16 protein-coding genes are annotated in these 18,639 nt (G+C 71.7%); 6 read left to right on the top strand and 10 right to left on the bottom strand.

Features of this window, described 5'->3' with window-relative positions; genetic code table 11:
• Window positions 1–45: 45 nt before the first annotated feature.
• The 3 genes from KF837_37165 to KF837_37155 form a co-directional block, all read right to left on the bottom strand.
• Entirely contained in the window at window positions 46–630 is a 585-nt protein-coding gene (locus tag KF837_37165) for a hypothetical protein (GenBank protein ID MBX3233014.1), read from the bottom strand.
• Window positions 631–707: 77 nt separating this feature from the next.
• Window positions 708–1,748, bottom strand: coding sequence for an ATP-binding cassette domain-containing protein (locus KF837_37160; GenBank protein MBX3233013.1), 1,041 nt, complete (start codon window positions 1,746–1,748; stop codon window positions 708–710).
• Window positions 1,745–2,527, bottom strand: coding sequence for a hypothetical protein (locus KF837_37155; GenBank protein ID MBX3233012.1), 783 nt, complete (start codon window positions 2,525–2,527; stop codon window positions 1,745–1,747). The genes KF837_37160 and KF837_37155 overlap by 4 nt, the downstream gene beginning before the upstream one ends.
• Window positions 2,528–2,777: 250 nt before the next feature.
• Between KF837_37155 and KF837_37150 the strand changes: the two genes are divergently transcribed.
• A complete protein-coding gene (locus KF837_37150) occupies window positions 2,778–4,514 on the top strand; it encodes a 4-alpha-glucanotransferase (protein ID MBX3233011.1) in 1,737 nt (578 codons plus the stop codon).
• Here the strand turns inward: KF837_37150 and KF837_37145 are convergent.
• Window positions 4,500–5,846, bottom strand: a complete 1,347-nt coding sequence (locus KF837_37145; protein ID MBX3233010.1) for a phosphotransferase — start codon at window positions 5,844–5,846, stop codon at window positions 4,500–4,502. The genes KF837_37150 and KF837_37145 overlap by 15 nt on opposite strands.
• Window positions 5,843–7,840 (bottom strand): alpha-1,4-glucan--maltose-1-phosphate maltosyltransferase, encoded by a 1,998-nt coding sequence (locus KF837_37140; protein ID MBX3233009.1) that lies wholly within the window; start codon window positions 7,838–7,840, stop codon window positions 5,843–5,845. The genes KF837_37145 and KF837_37140 overlap by 4 nt, the downstream gene beginning before the upstream one ends.
• 97 nt (window positions 7,841–7,937) lie before the next feature.
• On the opposite strand from KF837_37140, the gene KF837_37135 reads away from it, so the two are divergent.
• Window positions 7,938–10,268: a hypothetical protein gene (locus tag KF837_37135; GenBank protein ID MBX3233008.1), complete on the top strand. Its 2,331-nt coding sequence runs from the start codon at window positions 7,938–7,940 to the stop codon at window positions 10,266–10,268.
• On the opposite strand, the gene KF837_37130 is transcribed toward KF837_37135, so the two are convergent.
• Complete coding sequence (locus KF837_37130; protein MBX3233007.1) at window positions 10,231–11,268, bottom strand: serine/threonine protein kinase; 1,038 nt, start codon at window positions 11,266–11,268, stop codon at window positions 10,231–10,233. The two genes, KF837_37135 and KF837_37130, sit on opposite strands and share 38 nt — an antisense overlap.
• Window positions 11,269–11,280: 12 nt before the next feature.
• The gene (locus KF837_37125; protein MBX3233006.1) at window positions 11,281–12,027 is read right to left on the bottom strand and encodes a TSUP family transporter; all 747 of its coding nucleotides are present in this window, start codon (window positions 12,025–12,027) and stop codon (window positions 11,281–11,283) included.
• 103 nt (window positions 12,028–12,130) lie between these two features.
• On the opposite strand from KF837_37125, the gene KF837_37120 reads away from it, so the two are divergent.
• From KF837_37120 to KF837_37105, 4 genes are all read left to right on the top strand, one after another.
• Window positions 12,131–13,009, top strand: coding sequence for a LysR family transcriptional regulator (locus KF837_37120; protein MBX3233005.1), 879 nt, complete (start codon window positions 12,131–12,133; stop codon window positions 13,007–13,009).
• Between the two features lie 19 nt (window positions 13,010–13,028).
• Complete coding sequence (locus tag KF837_37115; protein ID MBX3233004.1) at window positions 13,029–13,934, top strand: hypothetical protein; 906 nt, start codon at window positions 13,029–13,031, stop codon at window positions 13,932–13,934.
• Window positions 13,935–14,933: a hypothetical protein gene (locus KF837_37110; GenBank protein MBX3233003.1), complete on the top strand. Its 999-nt coding sequence runs from the start codon at window positions 13,935–13,937 to the stop codon at window positions 14,931–14,933.
• 84 nt (window positions 14,934–15,017) lie between these two features.
• Window positions 15,018–15,740, top strand: coding sequence for a hypothetical protein (locus tag KF837_37105; protein MBX3233002.1), 723 nt, complete (start codon window positions 15,018–15,020; stop codon window positions 15,738–15,740).
• A gap of 86 nt (window positions 15,741–15,826) precedes the next feature.
• Here the strand turns inward: KF837_37105 and KF837_37100 are convergent, their stop codons facing one another.
• The 3 genes from KF837_37100 to KF837_37090 form a co-directional block, all read right to left on the bottom strand.
• Window positions 15,827–16,663, bottom strand: a complete 837-nt coding sequence (locus KF837_37100; GenBank protein ID MBX3233001.1) for a hypothetical protein — start codon at window positions 16,661–16,663, stop codon at window positions 15,827–15,829.
• 222 nt (window positions 16,664–16,885) lie between these two features.
• Window positions 16,886–17,818: an NAD-dependent epimerase/dehydratase family protein gene (locus KF837_37095; protein MBX3233000.1), complete on the bottom strand. Its 933-nt coding sequence runs from the start codon at window positions 17,816–17,818 to the stop codon at window positions 16,886–16,888.
• On the bottom strand, window positions 17,815–18,531 hold the full coding sequence (locus KF837_37090) for a 1-acyl-sn-glycerol-3-phosphate acyltransferase (protein MBX3232999.1): 717 nt from the start codon (window positions 18,529–18,531) through the stop codon (window positions 17,815–17,817). Before KF837_37090 ends, KF837_37095 begins: the two co-directional genes overlap by 4 nt.
• Window positions 18,532–18,639: the final 108 nt, after the last annotated feature.

The raw sequence follows: 18,639 nt of genomic DNA, 5'->3' as shown, positions 1-18,639 counted from the left end.
TCGTCGAATCCAACTCGTTCGAGGCGCATCGTCGGGCCCGGAGAATCAGCGGCGGCCGAGGCGGACGGCGGCGATCGTATAGAGGAGGGTGAGGCCGACGAGGACGATGGAGCTGGTGCGGGCGGGGAGCTCGAAGGCCTGGGCGCCGCCGAGGAGGCTCGTCAGATGGCCGCGCGGTGTGAAGAGCGAACCGAAGCCGCCTTGCGAGCCTACGAGCCAGTCGATCGCGAGGAAGGCGCCGCGCATCGCGCCCTTGCCGATCGCGGAGCCTGCGCAGAAGTACGCGGCGTACGCGGCGCCGGCGAGCAGCGAGATGCCGGCGGTGGCGACGACGTCCTGCAACAACGGCGGGTCGCCGGCGCGATGCGCGAGCACGCAGACCACCGCGCCGACGGCGGCGCACGCGAGCGCGGCGAGCACCGCGGACGCGAGCACCGCCGCGAGGGCCGCGCGGCCTGCGTCGGCGCCGAGGACGACGAGCGGACGCACCGACGCGCGGAGCCCATGGCCGCCGAGCGTCGCGGTGACCGCACCGTACGCGAGGAGCGGCACGACGACGAACCCGAAGGTCCCGCGCACCACCTGGTCAGCGCCGCTCCGCGTCGCCATCGCCGCGGCAACCGCGAGCAACGCCCACACAAGGAGCGTCCACCAGCTCCTCCGAAAGCGCATCACCCGCGCCCCATGCACCCGCGCCAGCGTCGCGATCACGAGCGTGACTCCGCGGCGTGGGCGGCGATCTGGGCGCGGATCGCGTCGAGGGGCATGATGCTCGGTTCGACGAGGTCGACGTCGACCTTCGCCGCCGCGATGGCGCGCGTGACCGCCTTCGCGAGCGCGCCGAGGTCGTCGCCGTGGACGTGGAGGACCGTCGCCTCGCCCGCGGCGAAGGCGGCGGAGTCGACGCGCACGACGGCGTCTTCGCGGCCGAGCGCGCCGATGAGGGAGGCCGCGCCGCTCTTGCCCTGCGCGGCCGCGACGACGACGCGGAGCGAGCCCGCGTCGCGCGACACCGTGTTCGACTCCTCGATCGGCGTGAGCACGCCGTCGGCGAGGACGGCGATGCGATCGCCCACGCGCGTCGCGTCGCGTGGAGAGGCGGTGGCGACGACGACGCATGCCGTCTTCGCACGCTCGCGGAGGCGCTCCACCACCACCCGCGTCGCGAGCGGAGCGAGGAGCGCGAGCGGCTCCTCGACGAGCAGGAGCTCGACCGGGGCGGCGAGCGCGAGCGCGAGCGTGACCGCGCGGCGCTCGTCCACAGAGAGCGAGCGCACGCTGCGCTTCGCGAGCGACTCGAGGTGCAGCGCGCCCAACACCTCGCTGGCGGAAGCTCCCGCCGACACGCTCGACCCCGCCGACGCGCTCGCCCCTCCCGCCGACGCGTTCGCCCCTCCCGCCGACGCGCGCGATCCAGCCGGCGCGCTCGCCCCTCCGCGGAGCGCCGACGACAGCGCGCATACCTCGTCGACGCGGAGCGCATCGGGTAGCGGCGCATCGAGCGTGACCCGCGCGACGCGGACGCGCGCGGGCGCGTGCACGCTCCCGGTCTTTGGGCGCGCTGTGCCGTCGATGACGTCGAGAAGGAGCCCGGTGCCGTCGCGGGGCGCGCCGACGATCGCGAGGACGCTCCCCTTCTCGGCCTCGAGCGACACGCGATCGATCTTGAGCCCGAGCTTTCCGCTCGCGCTCACCCCTGCGAGCGCGAGCGTGGGCGCGCGGGACGGCGAGGCCGAGGGCGTGCTCATGCCTCGTGCTCCAGTCGCGCGAGGTCGCGGCGGATCCAAACGAGCGCCGCCGCGCCGAAGGCGACGAGCGCGATCGTCGCGCGGAGCAGGCGGAGCACGTCGGAGGTGCCCGGCGCGATCGCCGCGCGCAGGGAAGCGAGCGCGGACGGGATCGTGAGGACCTCGAGGAGCTCGGTCGGGAGCCTGCCCTCGAGCGCGGAGGTGATCGCCTCGGGCAAGAGCAGCACCGCGAGGAGGAAGAGGTACCCCGTCATCCGCGTGCGCGCGCCGAGCGCCGCGAACGCGACCGGCGCAACCACCACCGCGAAGCCGACCGCGTAGGCGATCGCGGCCGCGGAGGCCTGCATGGTGCGCGGCAGCCCCTCGGCCTTCAGCGACGCGAGCACCGCGAGCGTGCCGGTGAGCGCGGTGCCGCCGGCGACGACGAGGACCAGGAGCGCCGCGAGCCCGCCGACGCGCGCGACGATGTAGCCGCGGAGCGAGGTCGTCCGTGTGACGAAGAGCTCGCGCACGCCCTCGACGCGATCGCGGCGCAGAGCGCTCGCCGACGCGGAGAACGCGAGGAGGATCCCCCCGCCCCACGCGACCGCGCTCGACGTCACGATCGGCACCGCATACGCCGGCGCGGACCCGCCGCGCGTGGCGTATGCGACCGCGACGATGCAGGCGACGAAGACCGTGAGCGCGCAGATGCCGAGCGAGATCGCGGCGAGCGGTCCCCGTCGCGCGAGCGAGGCGCCGAGCGCGAGCAACGCGGGAAAGCCGATGTGTCGCCGCATACGCGCCATTCGCCCCTCGAAGGGAGCACACCTTCCGCGGCGGCGAAAGCGCCATCACACCCGCAGCCCCCGCGCACGCGCACCATCACGCCCGCGACCCGCGAGCGCCATCACGCCCGCGACCCGCGCACGCGCCATCACGCCCGCGACCCGCCTACCCGCGCATGCACCGTCACGCCCGCGACCCGCGCACGCAGTGCGAGCGCGTGACGCGTGAGGTGCACTACAATCGCGGCGCACGATGTTGGTCATGCATGCGATCGATGGCGCGCTCGCCGAGCTCGGTGTACGTCGCTTCCTCCTCGCGATCCACGACGTCAGCTTTCCGACCGATCCGGACGAGGACGCGGGACGCGGCACCCCGTACTCGCGTGCGTCCGAGCGCTTCCTCGATTTCGCGCGTGGCCTCGGCTTTACCGGGCTCCAGCTCGGACCGCAGGGTCAGACCTCGATCGACAACGCCTCCCCTTACGACGGCACCTTCTTCTCGCGCAACGTCGACTCGCTCCCGCTCCGCGCGTTCGCCGGGCTCGTCGACGACGCCGACCTCGCCGCCGCGATCGTCCCGCCGTCGCCGCGCGCCGATCACGCCCGCGCCCACCGCGCGCTCCACCACCTCGTCGCCCGCGCGCGTGAGACGGGGGACGTCGACGGCTTCCTCGCGCGCCACCGCGAGTGGCTCGAGAAGGACGCGCTCTACGACGCGCTCCGCGCCGGCTACGGCGACAAGGGCTTCCGCGACTGGCCCGCGCACGGCGACGCGGGCTTCTGGCTCCGCGATCCGAGCGCGCTCCTCGCGCAGCACGCGGCGCATGTTCGTCGCTACGCGTTCGCGCAGCTCCTCGCCCACGAGGCCCATTCGCGCTTCCGTGACGCGTGCGCGCGCCGCGGCCTCGTGCTCTACGCCGACCTCCAGGTCGGCACCTCCGACGCGGACGCGTGGGCGCGCGCGTCGTGTTTCCTCCGCGACTACGTGATGGGCGCGCCGCCGAGCCGCACGAACCCGGAGGGGCAGCCGTGGGGGTACGGCGTCCTCGATCCCCGCGCGGAGGGCGCCGCGTTCTTCGACGCGCGCATCGAGAAGACGTTCGCGGAGTACGACGGCCTCCGCGTCGATCACCCCCACGGGCTCGTCTGCCCGTGGGTCTACCGCCACGGCACCGCCGATCCCGAGGCCGCCGTCCGCGCCGGCGCGCGCCTCCACGAGTCCCCCGACCTCCCGGACCACCCCGCGCTCGCCCCCTTCGCGATCGCGCGCGCGGACCAGCTCGACCGCGCGGTGCCGCGCTACGCCGACGAGTGGGTCACCGGCCTCGACCAATCCCAGATCGATCGCTACGCCGCGCGCTTCGATCGCCTCGTCGCCGCCGCGGTCCGGAACGGCCGCGATCCGAAGGGACTCGCGTGCGAGGTGCTCTCCACCGCCCCGCACCCGCTCCGCTGCGTGCTCGAGCGCCACCGCCTCGGCCGATTCCGCATCACACAAAAGGCCAACCTCGACGATCCGTCCGACGGCTACCGCACCGAAAACGCGGCGCCGCCGGACTGGGCGATGATCGGCAATCACGACACGCCGCCCGTCTTCGCGCTCGTGCGCGATTGGCCCATCGAGCGCCGTGAGAAATGGCGCGCCTACCTCGGCCCGCGCCTCCGCCTCTCCGCCGCCGACGAAACGCGCCTCGCCCTCGAGCCTCGTTTCCTCGCGCAGGCCCTCCTCGCCGATCTCTTCCTCTGCCCCGCCGAGAACGTCTCGATCTTCTTCGGCGACCTGTTCGGCTACGAGGAGAGCTTCAACGTCCCCGGCCTCGTCCACCCCGACAACTGGACACTGCGCCTCCCCGCCGATTTCGAGTCGCTCTACGCCCGCCGCCTCTCCACCCAGTCCGCCCTCGATATCCCATTTGCGCTCGCCCTCGCCCTCGACGCGCGGGGCTCCACCTCCGGCCTCGCGGCGCACCTCCGCCAAAACCGATCATCTCTCGAGTAGCCCCTCGAGCGGGATCCCGATCCAATCGGGCCGATTGTCGGCCTCGTAGCTCACTTCGTAGAGGCATTTCTCGAGGAGCGCGAAATCGAGCACCGTCGCGCCGGTGAGCAAGTCGGCGCCCGTGAGCGACGCCGCCTCCCAGCCCTTCAGGAACGCCCCGCGCACCGCCTTGTGCCACGCCCGCGCGGCCTCCTCGCTATTGGGCATTTCGCGAATGCCCGTCATCGCCGCGTAGTGGAAAGAGCGCAACATCCCCGCGACGTCGACGAACGGCGACCGCTTCATCTTTCGTTCGATCAGCGGCCGCGCCGGCTCGCCCTCGAAGTCGATGATGACGAAGTCGTCCCCCGTGAAGAGGACCTGCCCGAGGTGGAGATCGCCGTGCACCCGCGTCGCGATCGGGTCGGAGCGCAGCTCGACGAACCGCTCCAGCCGCCTCACGATCGACGGCGCCGCCTCCGCGAGCTTCGTCGCGTATTCGGGATGCAGAGAGGCCGCCTTCACCGCGCGATCGAGCGACGCCTTCGCGGCGTCCACCATCGCCGCGCGGCGCGCCTCGTCGAGCGGCTCCGGCGCGAAGGCCGGGACGTCGGCGCGCGACGCGAGCGCGGCGTGCATCTGCCCCACCCGGCGGCCGAGGAGCTCGGCGAGCGCGACGTAGCGGTCGGCCGCCTCCTCGCCGCGGAGATGCGCGCGGAGCGCATCGAGCGTGAACGTCCACGCCTCCCCCTCGTTCGGCGTGAAGCGATGCACGAGGCCCATCGTCGACGCCGCGCGCCCCGCGCGCTCGCACACGATCGTGCCGACGAGCGGCGGCGCGTGCTCGTAGCCCGCGAGCGTGAGCATCTCGCTCATCTCCATGTCCGGGCTCGCCCCTTCGTCGAGCTGGCGCAGGACCTTCAGGACGAAGCTGTCGCCGTAGACGACGCTCGTGTTCGTCTGCTCGGTCGAGACCGGCTTCGGCGTCAGGTCCGCGCCCGGCTCGGCCTTGCGCGCGGCGAAGCCCGGGGTCGCCTCGAAGCGCACGGTGGTGTGCGCGCCGGTGAGGACGGGGCCGCCGAAGAGGTCGAGGAGGTGCGCCAACACCTCCGGCCGCGCGAGCACGTCGTTCGCGTCGTCGTCGACCGCCATCACGTAGTCGTCGCCCCCGCCGTCGTGCTCGACGCGGAGGAGAAGGAGCGTGACGCGGTAGTCGAGGGCGAGCGGGAGCGGCAGCGCGTCGGCGACGCGGACGCGCGTGACCCGCCGCGACTTCGCGCGGAACCAGCGCCGCTGCGGGACGCTCTCGAGGAGGCGCGCCTCGAGCTCCGGCGTGATCTTCGACGCGCTCACAGGAAGTACTCGAAGTCGTGCTCGGTGCGGACGTGCTTCCGAATACGGAAGACGTGCGCCGGCGTCACCCGAGGGTCCAGCTCGACGTAGTTGCGAGTGCCCGACCACTGGTAGCGCGCGTCGGCGAGGAGGTCGTGGACCTGGTAGCGCTCGTGCGGCTGGACGCCGAGGGCGGGGAGGTCGAGCTCGACCCAGCCCGCGTGGGTGTGGTTCGTGTCGAGGTTCACGACGCAGAGGACCACGTTCTCGCCGCTCGCGTCCCGCTTTCCGAAGCAGAGGAGATGGGGATTGTCGGTGTGGTGGAACGATATTCGGTTGTCGTGGAGGGCGGGGTTCTCGCGGCGAATGCGGTTTACCTTGCCGATCAGGCCGGCGAGCGAGTCGGGGCGCTCGACGTCCCAGGAGCGGAGCTGGAACTTCTCGTTGTCGATGTACTCCTCCGCGCCGGGGCGCGCGACGTGCTCCATCAGCTCGAACGGCGGACCGTAGATGCCATAGCTCGCCGACATCATCGCGGCGAGGATGAGCCGCTGCACGAAGACCGGACGCCCGCCGTACTGGAGGTGCTCGGGGAGGATGTCCGGCGTGTTGGGCCAGAAGTTGGGGCGGAAGAAGTCGCTCACCGGCGGCCGGGTGAGCTCGCGGAGGTACTCCGTGAATTCCTCCTTCGTGTGACGCCACGTGAAATAGGTATAGGACTGCGAAAATCCCATCTTCGCCAGAGCGTACATCAGCTTGGGCCGCGTGAAGGCCTCGGCGAGGAAGACGGTGTCGGGGTATTGCGCCTTGACCTCTGCGATGCAGCGCTCCCAGAAGCGGAGGCTCTTCGTATGCGGGTTGTCGACGCGAAATACGCGAACGCCCTGCTCGGCCCAGAACGTGACGACCGAGGTGAGCTCGGTCCAGAGCGACTCCCACGCATCGCACTCGAAGTCGAACGGATAAACGTCCTGGTATTTCTTGGGCGGGTTCTCGGCATATTGAATCGAGCCGTCCGGCCGCTTCAGGAACCACTCCGGGTGCTCCTTCACGTAGGGATGATCGGGCGAGACCTGGAACGCCACGTCGAGCGCGACCTCGATCCCGAGCGACCGCGCGCGCGCGACGAAGCGGCGGAGATCGTCGAGCGTGCCGAGCTCGGGGTGCACCGCCTTGTGGCCGCCCTCGGCCGCGCCGATCGCCCACGGGCTCCCGACGTCGTCGGGGCCCGCGGTGAGCGTGTTGTTCGGGCCCTTGCGGTAGGCGCGGCCGATCGGGTGGATCGGCGGCAGGTAGAGGACGTCGAACCCCATGTCCGCGACGTACGGCAGGCGCTCCTCCGCTTCGCGCAGCGTCCGGTGCCGGAGCGGCTCGAGCGACGCGCGGCCCACGCTGGAGCGCGGGAAGAATTCGTACCAGGCGCCGAAGCGCGCGAGCTTCGGATCGATCGTGAGCGCGAGCGGCTCGTCGAGGCGGGACGCGTGGCTGCGATCGGGGTTGTCCGCCATCACGCGCGCGAGCTCGGGCGACGTGGCCTGCGCGACGCGGGCGTGGAGGTCCATCGCCGGATCGCCGAGGAGCGCCGCCGCGCGCGAGAGCGCCTCGTTCTCGACGAGGCTCTTCGCCCGCGCCGTCGCCGCGGCCACCATCTTCGCGCCGGTGAGCAGATCGAGCGTCACGTCCTGCTGCGCGGCCGCCTTCTTCGCGAGGCCGCGCGCCCACGTCGTAAAGTGATCGATCCACGCCTCGAACGTGAATTCCCACCGCCCGGTCGACGTCGCGAGGAAGCTCGCGCCGAAGCGATCGTTGCCCCGCGGCGCGAGCGGCGCCTCCGCCCACTCCTTCGTCCCGGCGCGGCGGTAGAGGAGGCGGCCCGCGACCGCGTCGTGGCCGTCGGAGACGAGGTCGCAGGCGCAATCGATCGGCTCGCCGACGACGCGCTTCGCCGGATACCTGCCGCCGTCGACCTGCGGCGCTGCTCCTTCGACGATGACCCGGCTTCGCCCGCTCTGCATCCTCACAGACGTAGAGCGCCGCCGAGAGGAGGGTCAACGCGGCCTCGGGCCCGCGCCGACGAGCCGCAGACGCGCTGTGCTATAGCGAGCGCGATCGATGGTCTCCCGGCGCCGCCTCCCGATCCTCGTGGCGTTTCCGGCGTTCTACGTCGGCATCGCGGTGCTGCGCGCCGGCGACGTGCGTCCCGCGGCGTGGGTGCTGCTCCCGCTCGCGATCGTCGTCGCGTGGATCGGCGGTCGCGTCGAGGAGGGGACCGAGCCGCTCGCCGCGCGCCTCAGGATCGCGAGCGCCCTCGGCACCTCGCTCGCCTTCGCGACCGCGGCGCTCTCGGGGCGGCCGAGCTGGGCCGCTATCGCGCGCGCGATCGGGCTCGCGCTCTCCCTCCTCGCCGCCGTGCGCGCCGTCGGCGCGATCGACGGCGACGTCGGGCTCGCGCCCTCCGCCGCCGAGGCGACCGCGCCGAAGGGGTTCGGGAAGACGACCGTCGTTCGCCTCGGTCAAGCCGCCGTCGCGCTCGCGCTGGCCGTCGCCGTGCTCGACGACGCGCTCTCGTGGGCGCGCCATACGTCGGGCGGCGTCGTCGCCGCGGCGGCGGGCGCGTTCGCGCTCTTCGCGATGGGCGCGACCGCGCTCCTCACGCTCGCCGTGCGCCGGCTCGAGCTCGGGGTCGGGCCGCGCGCGCTCACGTCCGCCGGCGTCGTCCTCTCCGGCCTCGTCGCCGCCGTCGCGCTCGCCTTCGCGCGCGGGATGACGCCGGACGGCGCGCTCGCGATCGCGGGCACGCTCACCGCCGCGCTCGTCGTGCGGCTGTGCCGATCGCCGGCGCCGCTCGTCCTCGCGCAGCAGGGGCGGCGCGCGCTCACGCTCGTCGCGTTCGGCGGGCCCGTCGCCGCCCTCGCCGCGATCGCGGTCGAAGGGCGCATGCGCGACGCCGCCGCTTACGCGCTCGCGCTCGCCGTCGTCGCGCTCGGCGTCGGCGCGCTGTCGCCCTCGCTCGAGGAGCCGTTCCTCCCGCAGAAGGGGATCCTCCTCGAGGCGCTCGCGGAGGCGCGCGACGCCGCGCACGAACGCGAGGCGCGATCGGCGATGGCGCACGCGCTCCTCCGCCTCCGCGAAGCCTCCGCGATCGGGCTCGGCGCGAACGCGGCGCCGTCGCCGGAGCTGTGGCTCCTCCATCCGACGCGCGTGATCACGGTGAGCTCCGCGGGCTACCTCCAGGAGCGCCGCGCGGAGCTGCCGCCCGGCATCTTCGACGTCGCGATGGGCGAGGTGCACGCGACGCTGCGCACGTCGGTGCTGCGCGCGCTCGAGGTTCGGCGCGCGGACCTGCGGCCGTACCTCGCGTGGCTCGATCAGCGGGGCGCGCTCTTCGCGACGGTGATCGCGGAGACGGAAGATCCCGACGGGATGATCGTGATGCCGGCCGGCACGCGGACCGAGGAGATCACGCTCGAGGAGGCGCGCGCGGCGAAGCTCCTCGCCGACGGGTTCGTCGCCGTCGCGCAGGCCGAGAGCGCGAAGGTCCGCCACCTCCAGCGCGAGCTCGACCTGAAGCGGGAGCTCGAGCGCGCGGAGGACGAGAAGGAGCGCCTCCGCCACACGATCGACCTCGACGTCGGCCGCAACGCGCTCGCGGCGACGCGCCTCGCGCGGCCGGCGACGGTGGGCATCTACTCCGCCGCCTCGCGCATGGCCTACGAGGCGCTCGAGCGCCGCGTCGCGCAGGACGCGCCGGTCGTGATCGTCGGCCGCGCGGGGACCGATCCGGTCCCCTTCGTCGCGCGCGCGCACCTCTCCGGGCCGCGCAAGGACGGGCCGTTCGTCGTCGTCGACGGCACCTCGTCGCGCGAGCACGACGTCGAGCGCTGGAACGACGAGCGCACGAGCCCGCTCGCGCTCGCCGATCGCGGCCTCCTCCTCCTCGTCGACGGCGCGGCGCTCCCGCGCGACGTGCAGCTCATCGTCGCGCGCGCGGTCGCGGAGCGCCGCGCGCCGTGGGAGCGCGCCACGCCGCTCGACGTCGTCCTCGCGCTCTCGTCGACCGCGCCGCTCGAGCCGCTCGTCGAGGCGGGGCGCCTGACGCCGGAGCTCGCGGCGCGCTTCGAGACGAGCGAGCCGATCGAGCTGCCGGGGCTCTCCGATCGCGCGGAGGACCTGCGCTCGATCGTGGCCGATCGCCTCGCGCGCGAAGGCCTGCGCGTGCACGGCCGCCCGACCGGCATCGACATCGCCGCGTTCGCGCTCCTGATGGAGCATGACTTCGAGGCGGAGGACGCGGAGCTCGCCGCGATCGTGACGAAGCTCGTCGCGCGCGCGACGGACGACGTCGTCCGCGCCGCCGACGTCCGCGCGCTCGGGATCGGCCCCGAGGTCGCGAACGACGCTGGCGCTACGAGTTTTTCGGCGGGCCGTTCGTCTGGAAGCTGAGGTCGACGATGACGCTCGGCTCCATGATCGCGTCGAAGATCGCGCTGACCTCGCGCGAGGTGTCGTCGACCGGGACCTGCGACGTGGTCGGGACCGTCTGCCGGACCTCCGCCTCGTCGCGCAGCTGCGCGAACGTCGAGCGGACCGCGATCCGCATGTCCGCCGCGGACGCGAAGCGGTCCTCCTTCTTGAAGGAGAGCGCCTTGTCGACGACCGCGGTCACGAACTGCGGCATCTCCGGGATGATCGACGCGAGCGACGGCGCGCGGTCCTTCATCGCCTGGAAGAGACGATCGGTCGGCGTGCGGCCCTCGAAGATCGGGCGCCCCGTGATCGCGCGGAACATGACCGCGCCCACCGCGAAGAGGTCGGAGCGCGCGTCGATCTGATCGCTCTTGCCCTGCGCCTGCTCGGGCGGCATGTACGACGCGGTGCCGAGGACGATGCCCGACGCGGTCGGCGCCCCGGAGACGCGCGGATCGCGCAGGCGCGCGAGCCCGAAGTCGAGCACCTTCACGAGGCCGCTCTTCGTGATGAAGAGGTTGCCCGGCTTGATGTCGCGGTGGATGACGTTGACGGCGTGGAAGGCGGAGAGGACGTCGAGCGTCTGGTCCGCGATCGCGAGCACGTCCGCGAGCGGCAGGCGCTCCTTCGTGCGCTGCATCCACTGGTCGAGCGACTCGCCTTCGAGGAGCTCCATGACGAGGAACGGCGCGCCGTCCTGCGTCATGTCGTCGTCGAGGATGCTCACCGCGCCCGGGTGCTCGACCTGGTTCGCGACGTAGCCCTCGCGGAGGAAGCGCTCGCGCACGTCCGCGTTGGTCGCGATGAAGGGATGCAGCATCTTGATCGCGACGCGCTTTCCGTTGCGGTGCGTCGACTGGTAGACGGCGGCCATCCCGCCCACGTCGATCAAGCGATCGATGTGGTACTTGTTGTTCAACGTCGTCCCGACGCGCTTCTGCGCTTGCTGCCGCGGATCGCCGGCGGGGGTCATCACGGTGGCAGCATATCAGCCGAGGCCGGCGACGGACAGCGCGACGCACACGATCAGCGTTCCGTACTCGAACACGGCCTGGAGACGGCCGCGCGCCTCGAGAAAGCCCTGCGCCCGGCCTCCGAGCGCGTTGCCGGCGAAGATCGCGACCGTCACGGCGACGGTCCATCCGACGAGCTGCGGTGAGAAAAAGCCGAGACCCACATATCCGGCCACCCGGCCGACGTGCATCGCGACGGCGACCACGGCCGAGGTCGCGACGTAAGCCCGGCCGCCCAGTCCGAGCGCGAGGAGGATCGGCGCGAGGAGGATCCCCGCCCCGCCCGACGCGCCGGTCAGGATCCCGAGGCCGAAGCCCGCCGGACCGAGCGCGCGCGGCGCGACCGTGAAGCGGATCCAGCCGAGGGCCTTCGCGATCGCGAGCGTCGTGAGCACGACCATGATGCCGCGGAGGACGCCGACCGGGAGGACGCCGGCCGCGAGGCCGCCCGCGAGCGCGCCGGGGAGCGCGCCGGCCGCGAGGCGAACCGCGACGTCGCGGCGGACCGCGTGCCGGAGCAGCACCGCGCGATGGAGGTTCCCGAAGAGCAGCGCGGGCGCGGTGATCGCGAGCGCGGCGTGCGGGCCGACGAGCGCGGAGACGGCGAGCAGGAGCATGAGCCCGCCGCCCTGCCCCGCCACGGTGGTGAGGACCCCCGCCGCGAGACCCAAGAGCAAGAACGCGAGCGTCATGCAGAATAGAGTGGCCCCGGCGCCGGCCATCAATCCAATCGAATAAAACGATGTTCACCATAGATTTTATTTATGGTCAGCGGCGCGGGTGCGGCTACGCCCTCGACGACTCGTGCCCTATGCTGCGGGGACCGTGCTCGAGCCGCTCCGCCACTTCGCGCTCGTCGCGCAGTACCGGACCTTCACCGCCGCCGCGCGCCACGCCCACGTCACGCAGCCGGCGCTGACGGCGTCGATCCAGCGCCTCGAGGCGCAGCTCGGGGCGCGGCTCTTCGATCGCGGTCCGGGCGGCGCGACGCTGACGGCGGCGGGCGACGCGCTGTTGCCGCGCGCGCGCGCCGCGCTCGCGGCGGTGGAGGAAGGACGGCGCGCGGTGGCGGAGGTGATGGGGCTCACCGCCGGCTCGGTGCGCCTCGGCGCGGGCGCGACGGCGTGCACCTATTACCTGCCCGGCGTGCTCGCGCGGTTTCGCGCCAAACACGCCGCGGTCTCGATCCTCCTCCGCGAGGCGAACCAGGACGACCTGCTCGACGCGCTCGAGGCGGGGGACCTCGACCTCGCGATCCTCGCGCGCGTGAGCGCGCCCGGCGCGGGGCGAACGCGCGCGAGCCCGGACCTCCTCCGCGCGGCGCGCTCCGGCCTCGCGCGCGAGAAGTGGCTCGAAGACGAGCTCGTGCTCGTCGCCGCGCCGGGCGAGGGCGCGGCGAACGCGCCGATCGTGACCCTCGCGCGCGGGACGACGACGCGGCTCCTCACCGATCGCTACTTCCCCGAGCGCCCGGTCGCGATGGAGCTCGGGAGCATCGCTGCGGTAAAAGCCAACACCCGCGCCGGGGTCGGGGTCGCGCTCCTGAGCCGCCGCGCGGTGGAGCGCGATCTCGCGCAGAAAGCGCTCGCGATCGTGCCGGCCGAGCGGACGCCGATCTCACGCCCCTTCTATCTCGTACATCGTGGACGCGATCGACTTCCGCCGGCGGCGCTCGCGCTCCATCGTCTCTTGCGAAAGCCGTGAGCCGTGTATCCTTGGGGCGATGCGCGCCCGGGTTTGGTGCATCGCCGTCGTCGCGGCGATGGGATGCGGGACGAGCGAGCCGCCGGGATCGACCGGCGCCTCGTCGTCGAGCGGCGGCTCGATCGGCGGCAAGAGCAGCAGCAGCAGCGGCACGACGCCGAGCGACGACAACTGCTCCGACGCCGCCCGCCTCGTCTACGTGCTCTCGTCGGACACGACCCTCTACAGCTTCGCGCCGAACGCGGGGAAGTTCACCAACGTCGGCCAGCTCGACTGCGCGATCGGCGCCGGCGTGACGCCGAACTCGATGGCGATCGATCGCCAGGGCACCGCCTGGATCAACTACACCGACGGCCGGCTCTTCAAGGCGAGCACGGAGAACGCACACTGCGAGCCGACCGAGTTTCAGCCGAACCAGGTCGGCTTCTTCAAGTTCGGGATGGCGTTCGCGACGAGCGGCCCCGGCTCGACGACGGAGACGCTCTTCATCTCCGGCCTCGGCGACCTCGCGGCGGTGGGCAAGGGCTTCGGCAAGATCAACCTCGACACGATGAAGATCACGATGCTCGGCGACTTCTCCGGCGCGCTCTCCGGCCGCGGCGCCGAGCTCACCGGCACCGGCGACGGCAAGCTCTTCGGCTTCTTCACGACGTCTCCCAACGCGACGTTCGCGGAGGTGAAGCCGAGCAACGGCGACACCTCGAACGACGTCGTCCTGAACGGCGTGCAGACCCAGAACTCGTGGGCGTTCTCGTTCTGGGGCGGCGACTTCTGGTTCTACACCGCCGCCGCGACCGGCACGTCGACGGTGACGCGCCTGAAGACGAGCAGCGACGACTCGCTCAGCGTCGTCGTCCCCGACGCGGGGTTCCGCATCGTGGGCGCGGGCGTCTCGACGTGCGCGCCGGTCGAGCCTCCGAAATAGATGACGCGTCCCGCGCTCGCGCTCCTCGTCCTCGTGCTCGCCGTCGCCGGGGTCGGCTGCCCCTGCTCCGGCGTGGTGAACTCGAGCCCCGAGCTCCGGTGGTGGCTGTTCTCGAACTTCGGCGCGTCGAAGATCTGCCCCGAGATGCTGAAGCGCGGCGTGCCGCTGAAGATGGCGCAGTCGGGTGAGGCGAGCATCGGCCGCTTCTTCCCTTCGCAGTGTCACGTCACGGTCGACGACGCGAAGAAGGCGATCGTCATGAACGCGGCCGGCACCGGCTACGTCGTGATGCCGTTCACGCGGCGCGTCGGCTTCTCCGTCGCGATGGGGGTCGAGTACCACCCCGACTTCCGCCTCGAGGACGACGCGACGTACGTCTGGGGCAAGTTCTCCCACTTCACGCAGCAGCCGGACATGCGCGTGCTCGGCGTCGAGAACCCGATCGTGAACCTCGCGACGCAGACGCCGTTCGGCAACGTCGCGAGCGTGATCGGCAACGGCCTCGTGCAGAGCGAGATCGGCAAGGGCTTCACCGTCGTGCGGCAGGAGGACGGCGACGACTTCGCGCTCGGCCACCTCGAGCCGCCGGCGAAGCCGAAGCGCCAGTTCAAGCCGGGCAAGGGCCACGTCCTCCTCGCGAACGACCTCACGAACGTCGCGTCGCAGTCGCGCGAGTTCCTCGGTCCGCTCTTCGTCGAGGACGATCGCGTCTCGCTCTTCTTCCGCGCGTCGGTCACGGGACCGCAGCTCACGTACGTCGTCGTGGAGCGGAGCGTCGGCGAGGCCTGGCGTCGCGCGTACGAGACCGCGCAGCCGCTCGCTCCGCCGCCGGGCGTGGTGCTCGGCGGCGGCCAGCTCGCGCAGGACACGCGCCTCGCGATCCCGGTCCCGAAGGGCGTCTACTACGTCGTGGTCGAGAACTCCGCCCCCGCGCCGATCCTCGGCGTCGGCGACATGGCGTCGCTGCTCAGCTACAGCATCGAGCTCGGCGATCGCTAAACAGTTCTCGTTACTTACAAAAAGATCGCCGCGCGTGTCGATCCAAAGGCCGCGTGCCTGACGTCCTCGCGTAAGGAGGTCCCCATGCGTTTCATGATGATGCACAAGCACGATCCGAAGACCGAGGCCGGCGAGAAGCCCGACATGAAGCTCGTTCACGAGATGGGCGCGTTCGTCGGCGGCTTCGCGAAGGCCGGGAAGCTGATCGACGGCGCGGGGCTCGGCGCGAGCAAGACGCGCACGCGCCTCACGTTCAAGGACGGTCGCAGCACGATCAAGCACGGCCCGTACACCGGCGAGAACGAGCTCCCGGCCGCGGCGCTCCTCCTCAAGGTGAAGACGCGCGAAGAGGCGATCGGCTGGGCGGAGCGCTACGGCAAGATCCTCGGCGACGGCGAGATCGAGCTCGGAAAGGTCACCGAGCCGTGGGACCTCGGGCTCGTCCCGGAGCCGAAGGACGCGCCGCTTCAGCTCCTGCTCATCGAGAAGGCGAACGCGAAGGGCGAGCGCACCTCGAAGCAGAAGGCCGACGTCACGCGGCTGAAGACGGAGATGACGAAGGCGGGCGTGCTCCTCCGCGGCGTGGCCCTGCAGCCCGCGTCGAGCGCGAAGCGCCTCTTCTTCGTGAACAACGACATGCGCATGGTCGACGGCCCCTTCACCGAGTCGAAGGAGCTGATCGGCGGCTTCGCGGTCCTCGAGCTCTCGGGCGTCGATGAGGCGATCGAGGTCTCACGCAAGTACGTCGCGATCCTCGGCGGGACGGTGGAGATCGACCTCCGCGTCGTCGACACCGACCCCGAATGACTTAGCGTGCATCGGCGAGCAGCGGAGGATGCGCGTACTCGCGCGTCCTACGGCTGCGAGCGGGGTGCAGGGGCGCAGCCCCTGCGTTAGAGGCTGTTCTCGGTGGCGCCCATCGCGGCGCGGAGGACGCTCTCCGCGTCGGTGCCGCCCTTCTTGCCGCCCTTCTTCTTGGGCTTCTCGTCGTCGTCGGAGGACGCGGCGGCGGCCTTCTTCTTCGGCGTCTCGGTCTTCTCCGCGCGGTCCTCGCCGTTCGACGCGACCGTGTAGCCGTCGTCGTCGCCGCCGCCCTTCTTGCCCTTCTTCTTGGAGGGCTTCTCGTCCTGCGCGATCGCGTTCTCGGCGCCCTTGTCGACGCTGCTCGACGTGTTGCTGCGCGCCTTCGCGAAGCCGCCGCCGAACGCAAACTTCTTCGCCGGCTTCTCCTTCTTCTCCTCGACCCTGTCCGCCTTCACCGCGTCGTTCGCGTCGGGGACGAGGCTCGGCAGCACGCCGTTCGGGAGCGGAGGGATCGCGCCGGGCGGCGGAGCGTCGCCGATCGGATCTTGATCGCGGAGGTCGGCCTTCTCGACCGTCTCGACCTGCGCGCTCGCGAACGCGTCGGCCGCGGTCTCGCGCGCGTGCGTCACCGCGCCGATGAGGCCGCCGATGATCGCGCCGGCGAGGAGGATCGAGAAGCCCGCCTTCGCGGACGGACGCGCCTTCACTTCCTGCGTGTCTTGCACGGCGTAGGGGCCCGTCGCGACGGCGTTGCGCGCGGAGGCCATCGCCACCGGCGAGAGCGAGTGCGCCGCGGCGGGCACGCGGCTCGAGGCCGCCGCCGCGTGGTACGGGCCGGTCGCCGGCACCATCTGCGGGGCGAACTGCGGGGTCCGCGGGGCGCGCGGGATCGCGACCGCATCATAGTTCCCGGAGCCGACAGGCAACTCTCCGGTATGGCGGTGCGGGTAGACGGGCATCGGGGACCGACCAGCTCATTGCGAAGTCCGGGCCAGGCACCAGCCCCGAACCCCCGGCTATTTTTCCCTCGGTTCGAGGCCTGGTGCCCTCTCGTCTGGGGGTCCATCGATCCAGACATGGACGAGCACGAAGGACGGAACGTTTCATTCTCAACGCAGGGGCTGCGCCCCTGCACCCCGACGACTTCGCTACGAGGTGCTCGGTCGCGGGAACGCGTCCTTGTAGGCGCGCATCGCGGTCTTCGCGTCGATCGTGTGCGCGAACTTCGTCGCGGCGGTGAACGCGCTCGCGTCGACGGTGATGGGGTAGCGGATGTGGTCGAGCGCGCCTGGGGGGAGCTTGGGGAGACCGAAACGCCCGAGCGCCGCGACGAGCAGCGGCGACGGGACGGGGATGTTCGTGCGCCCGGTCTCCTTGATGATGACGGAGAGCGGGACCGGCGCGGGGCCACACACGTTGAAGACGCCGCGCGGACGCGAGTCGAGCGTGGTGACGAGCGCGCCGATCACGTCCCGTTCGTGCATGAAATGAAACAGCGGGTCGTAGCCCATGATGGTCGGGACGCGCGCGCCGCGCAGGAACGTCGCGAGCGTGCCGTGACCGGTGGGGCCGAGCGTGTAGACCATCCGGAGCACGCTCGTCGTGAAGGTCGGGTAGCGCCAGAGCGCGGAGCCGGCGTAGAGGTCGGCCGCGACGAGGTCCGCGAGCTGAGGGAAGTGCGCGAGGCCCATCGGCGGCTCGTCCTCGACGTGGAAGAGCGGCGAGTCCGCGGCCGCGCCGTAGTACGTGTGGCGGCCGACGAAGACGACGTGCTCGGCGCCGTACGCGGAGGAGTGCTCGAACACGGCGCGCGTGCCGCCGAGGTTGATGCGGTAGCGGTCTTCGCTCTGGTGGACGAGGTGCGTGACCGTCGCCATGTGGATGACGGCGTTCGGGCGCACGCGGCGGAACACCTCCTCCGCCGCGCGCTTGCGGATGTCGAGCTCGTGCATCTCGACGCCTCGCGGCGCGTCGTGGAACGGGCGCCGATCGATGCCGATGACGTCGTGCCCCTTCTCGATGAGCTCCTCGGCGAGCATGCGCCCGAGGCGGCCGGAGATGCCGGGGACGAGGACCTTCACGACTTGCTCCGCGCGTAGGCGGGGAGCGCGAGGACCTCGCCCTTGCGCCGCCGCCGTCCGACGTCGATGAGGCTCGCGATGCGGTCCTTCACCTCGTCGACGTTCGCGAGCACGACCTCGTCCTCCTCCGTGCCGGTGCCTTCGAAGGTCATCGGCTCCGAGTAGTAGACCTCGAGCTTCGCCGGGATCGGGATCGCGAGCCCCCACGGCGTGATCGGGACGTACGGCACGCCGAGGATCTTCCCGAGCGCGCGCGCGTTCGAGATCGTCGGCACCGCCTCTCCGCCGCCCATGAACGCGAACGGCACGATCGGGGTCTTCATCTTCATCGCGAGGCGCATGAAGCCGGTCCCGAAGTGCACGAGCGAGTAGCGCTCCTTGAAGAGCTTCGCGGTGCCCTTCACGCCCTCGGGGAAGACCATGAGCATGCGCTCGTCGGCGAGGAGGCGCTCCGCGTGCGCGGGGAGGCCGGTGAGGTGGCCGAGGCGGCTCGAGATCTGGGAGCCGAAGGGGACCGTGTTCACGAACTTCTCGACCATCGCCTGCGCGAGGCGCGGGGGCTCGCGATCGAAGAACTGGGAGCAGATCGTCATCATGCCGTCGAGCGCGAAGCCGCCGGAGTGATTGCCGATCAGCATGACGCGGCCCCTCCGCGGCACGTGCTCGATGCCGTGCGACTCGACCGAGAAGTAGTGGCGATAGAAGAACTTCATCGCGCTGAACCAGATCGCGAGCGCGTCCTTCGAGACCCCGAACGGATCGATGCCGAAGTCGTTCCACGGCAGCTCGAGTCGATCGACCCTCCTACGGACCTCGCTGTC

Origin of the sequence: Labilithrix sp. (genome assembly GCA_019637155.1) — a bacterium.
Taxonomy (GTDB): Bacteria; Myxococcota_A; Polyangia; order Polyangiales; family Polyangiaceae; genus Labilithrix.
This window is presented reverse-complemented; position numbering and strand designations above follow the sequence as displayed.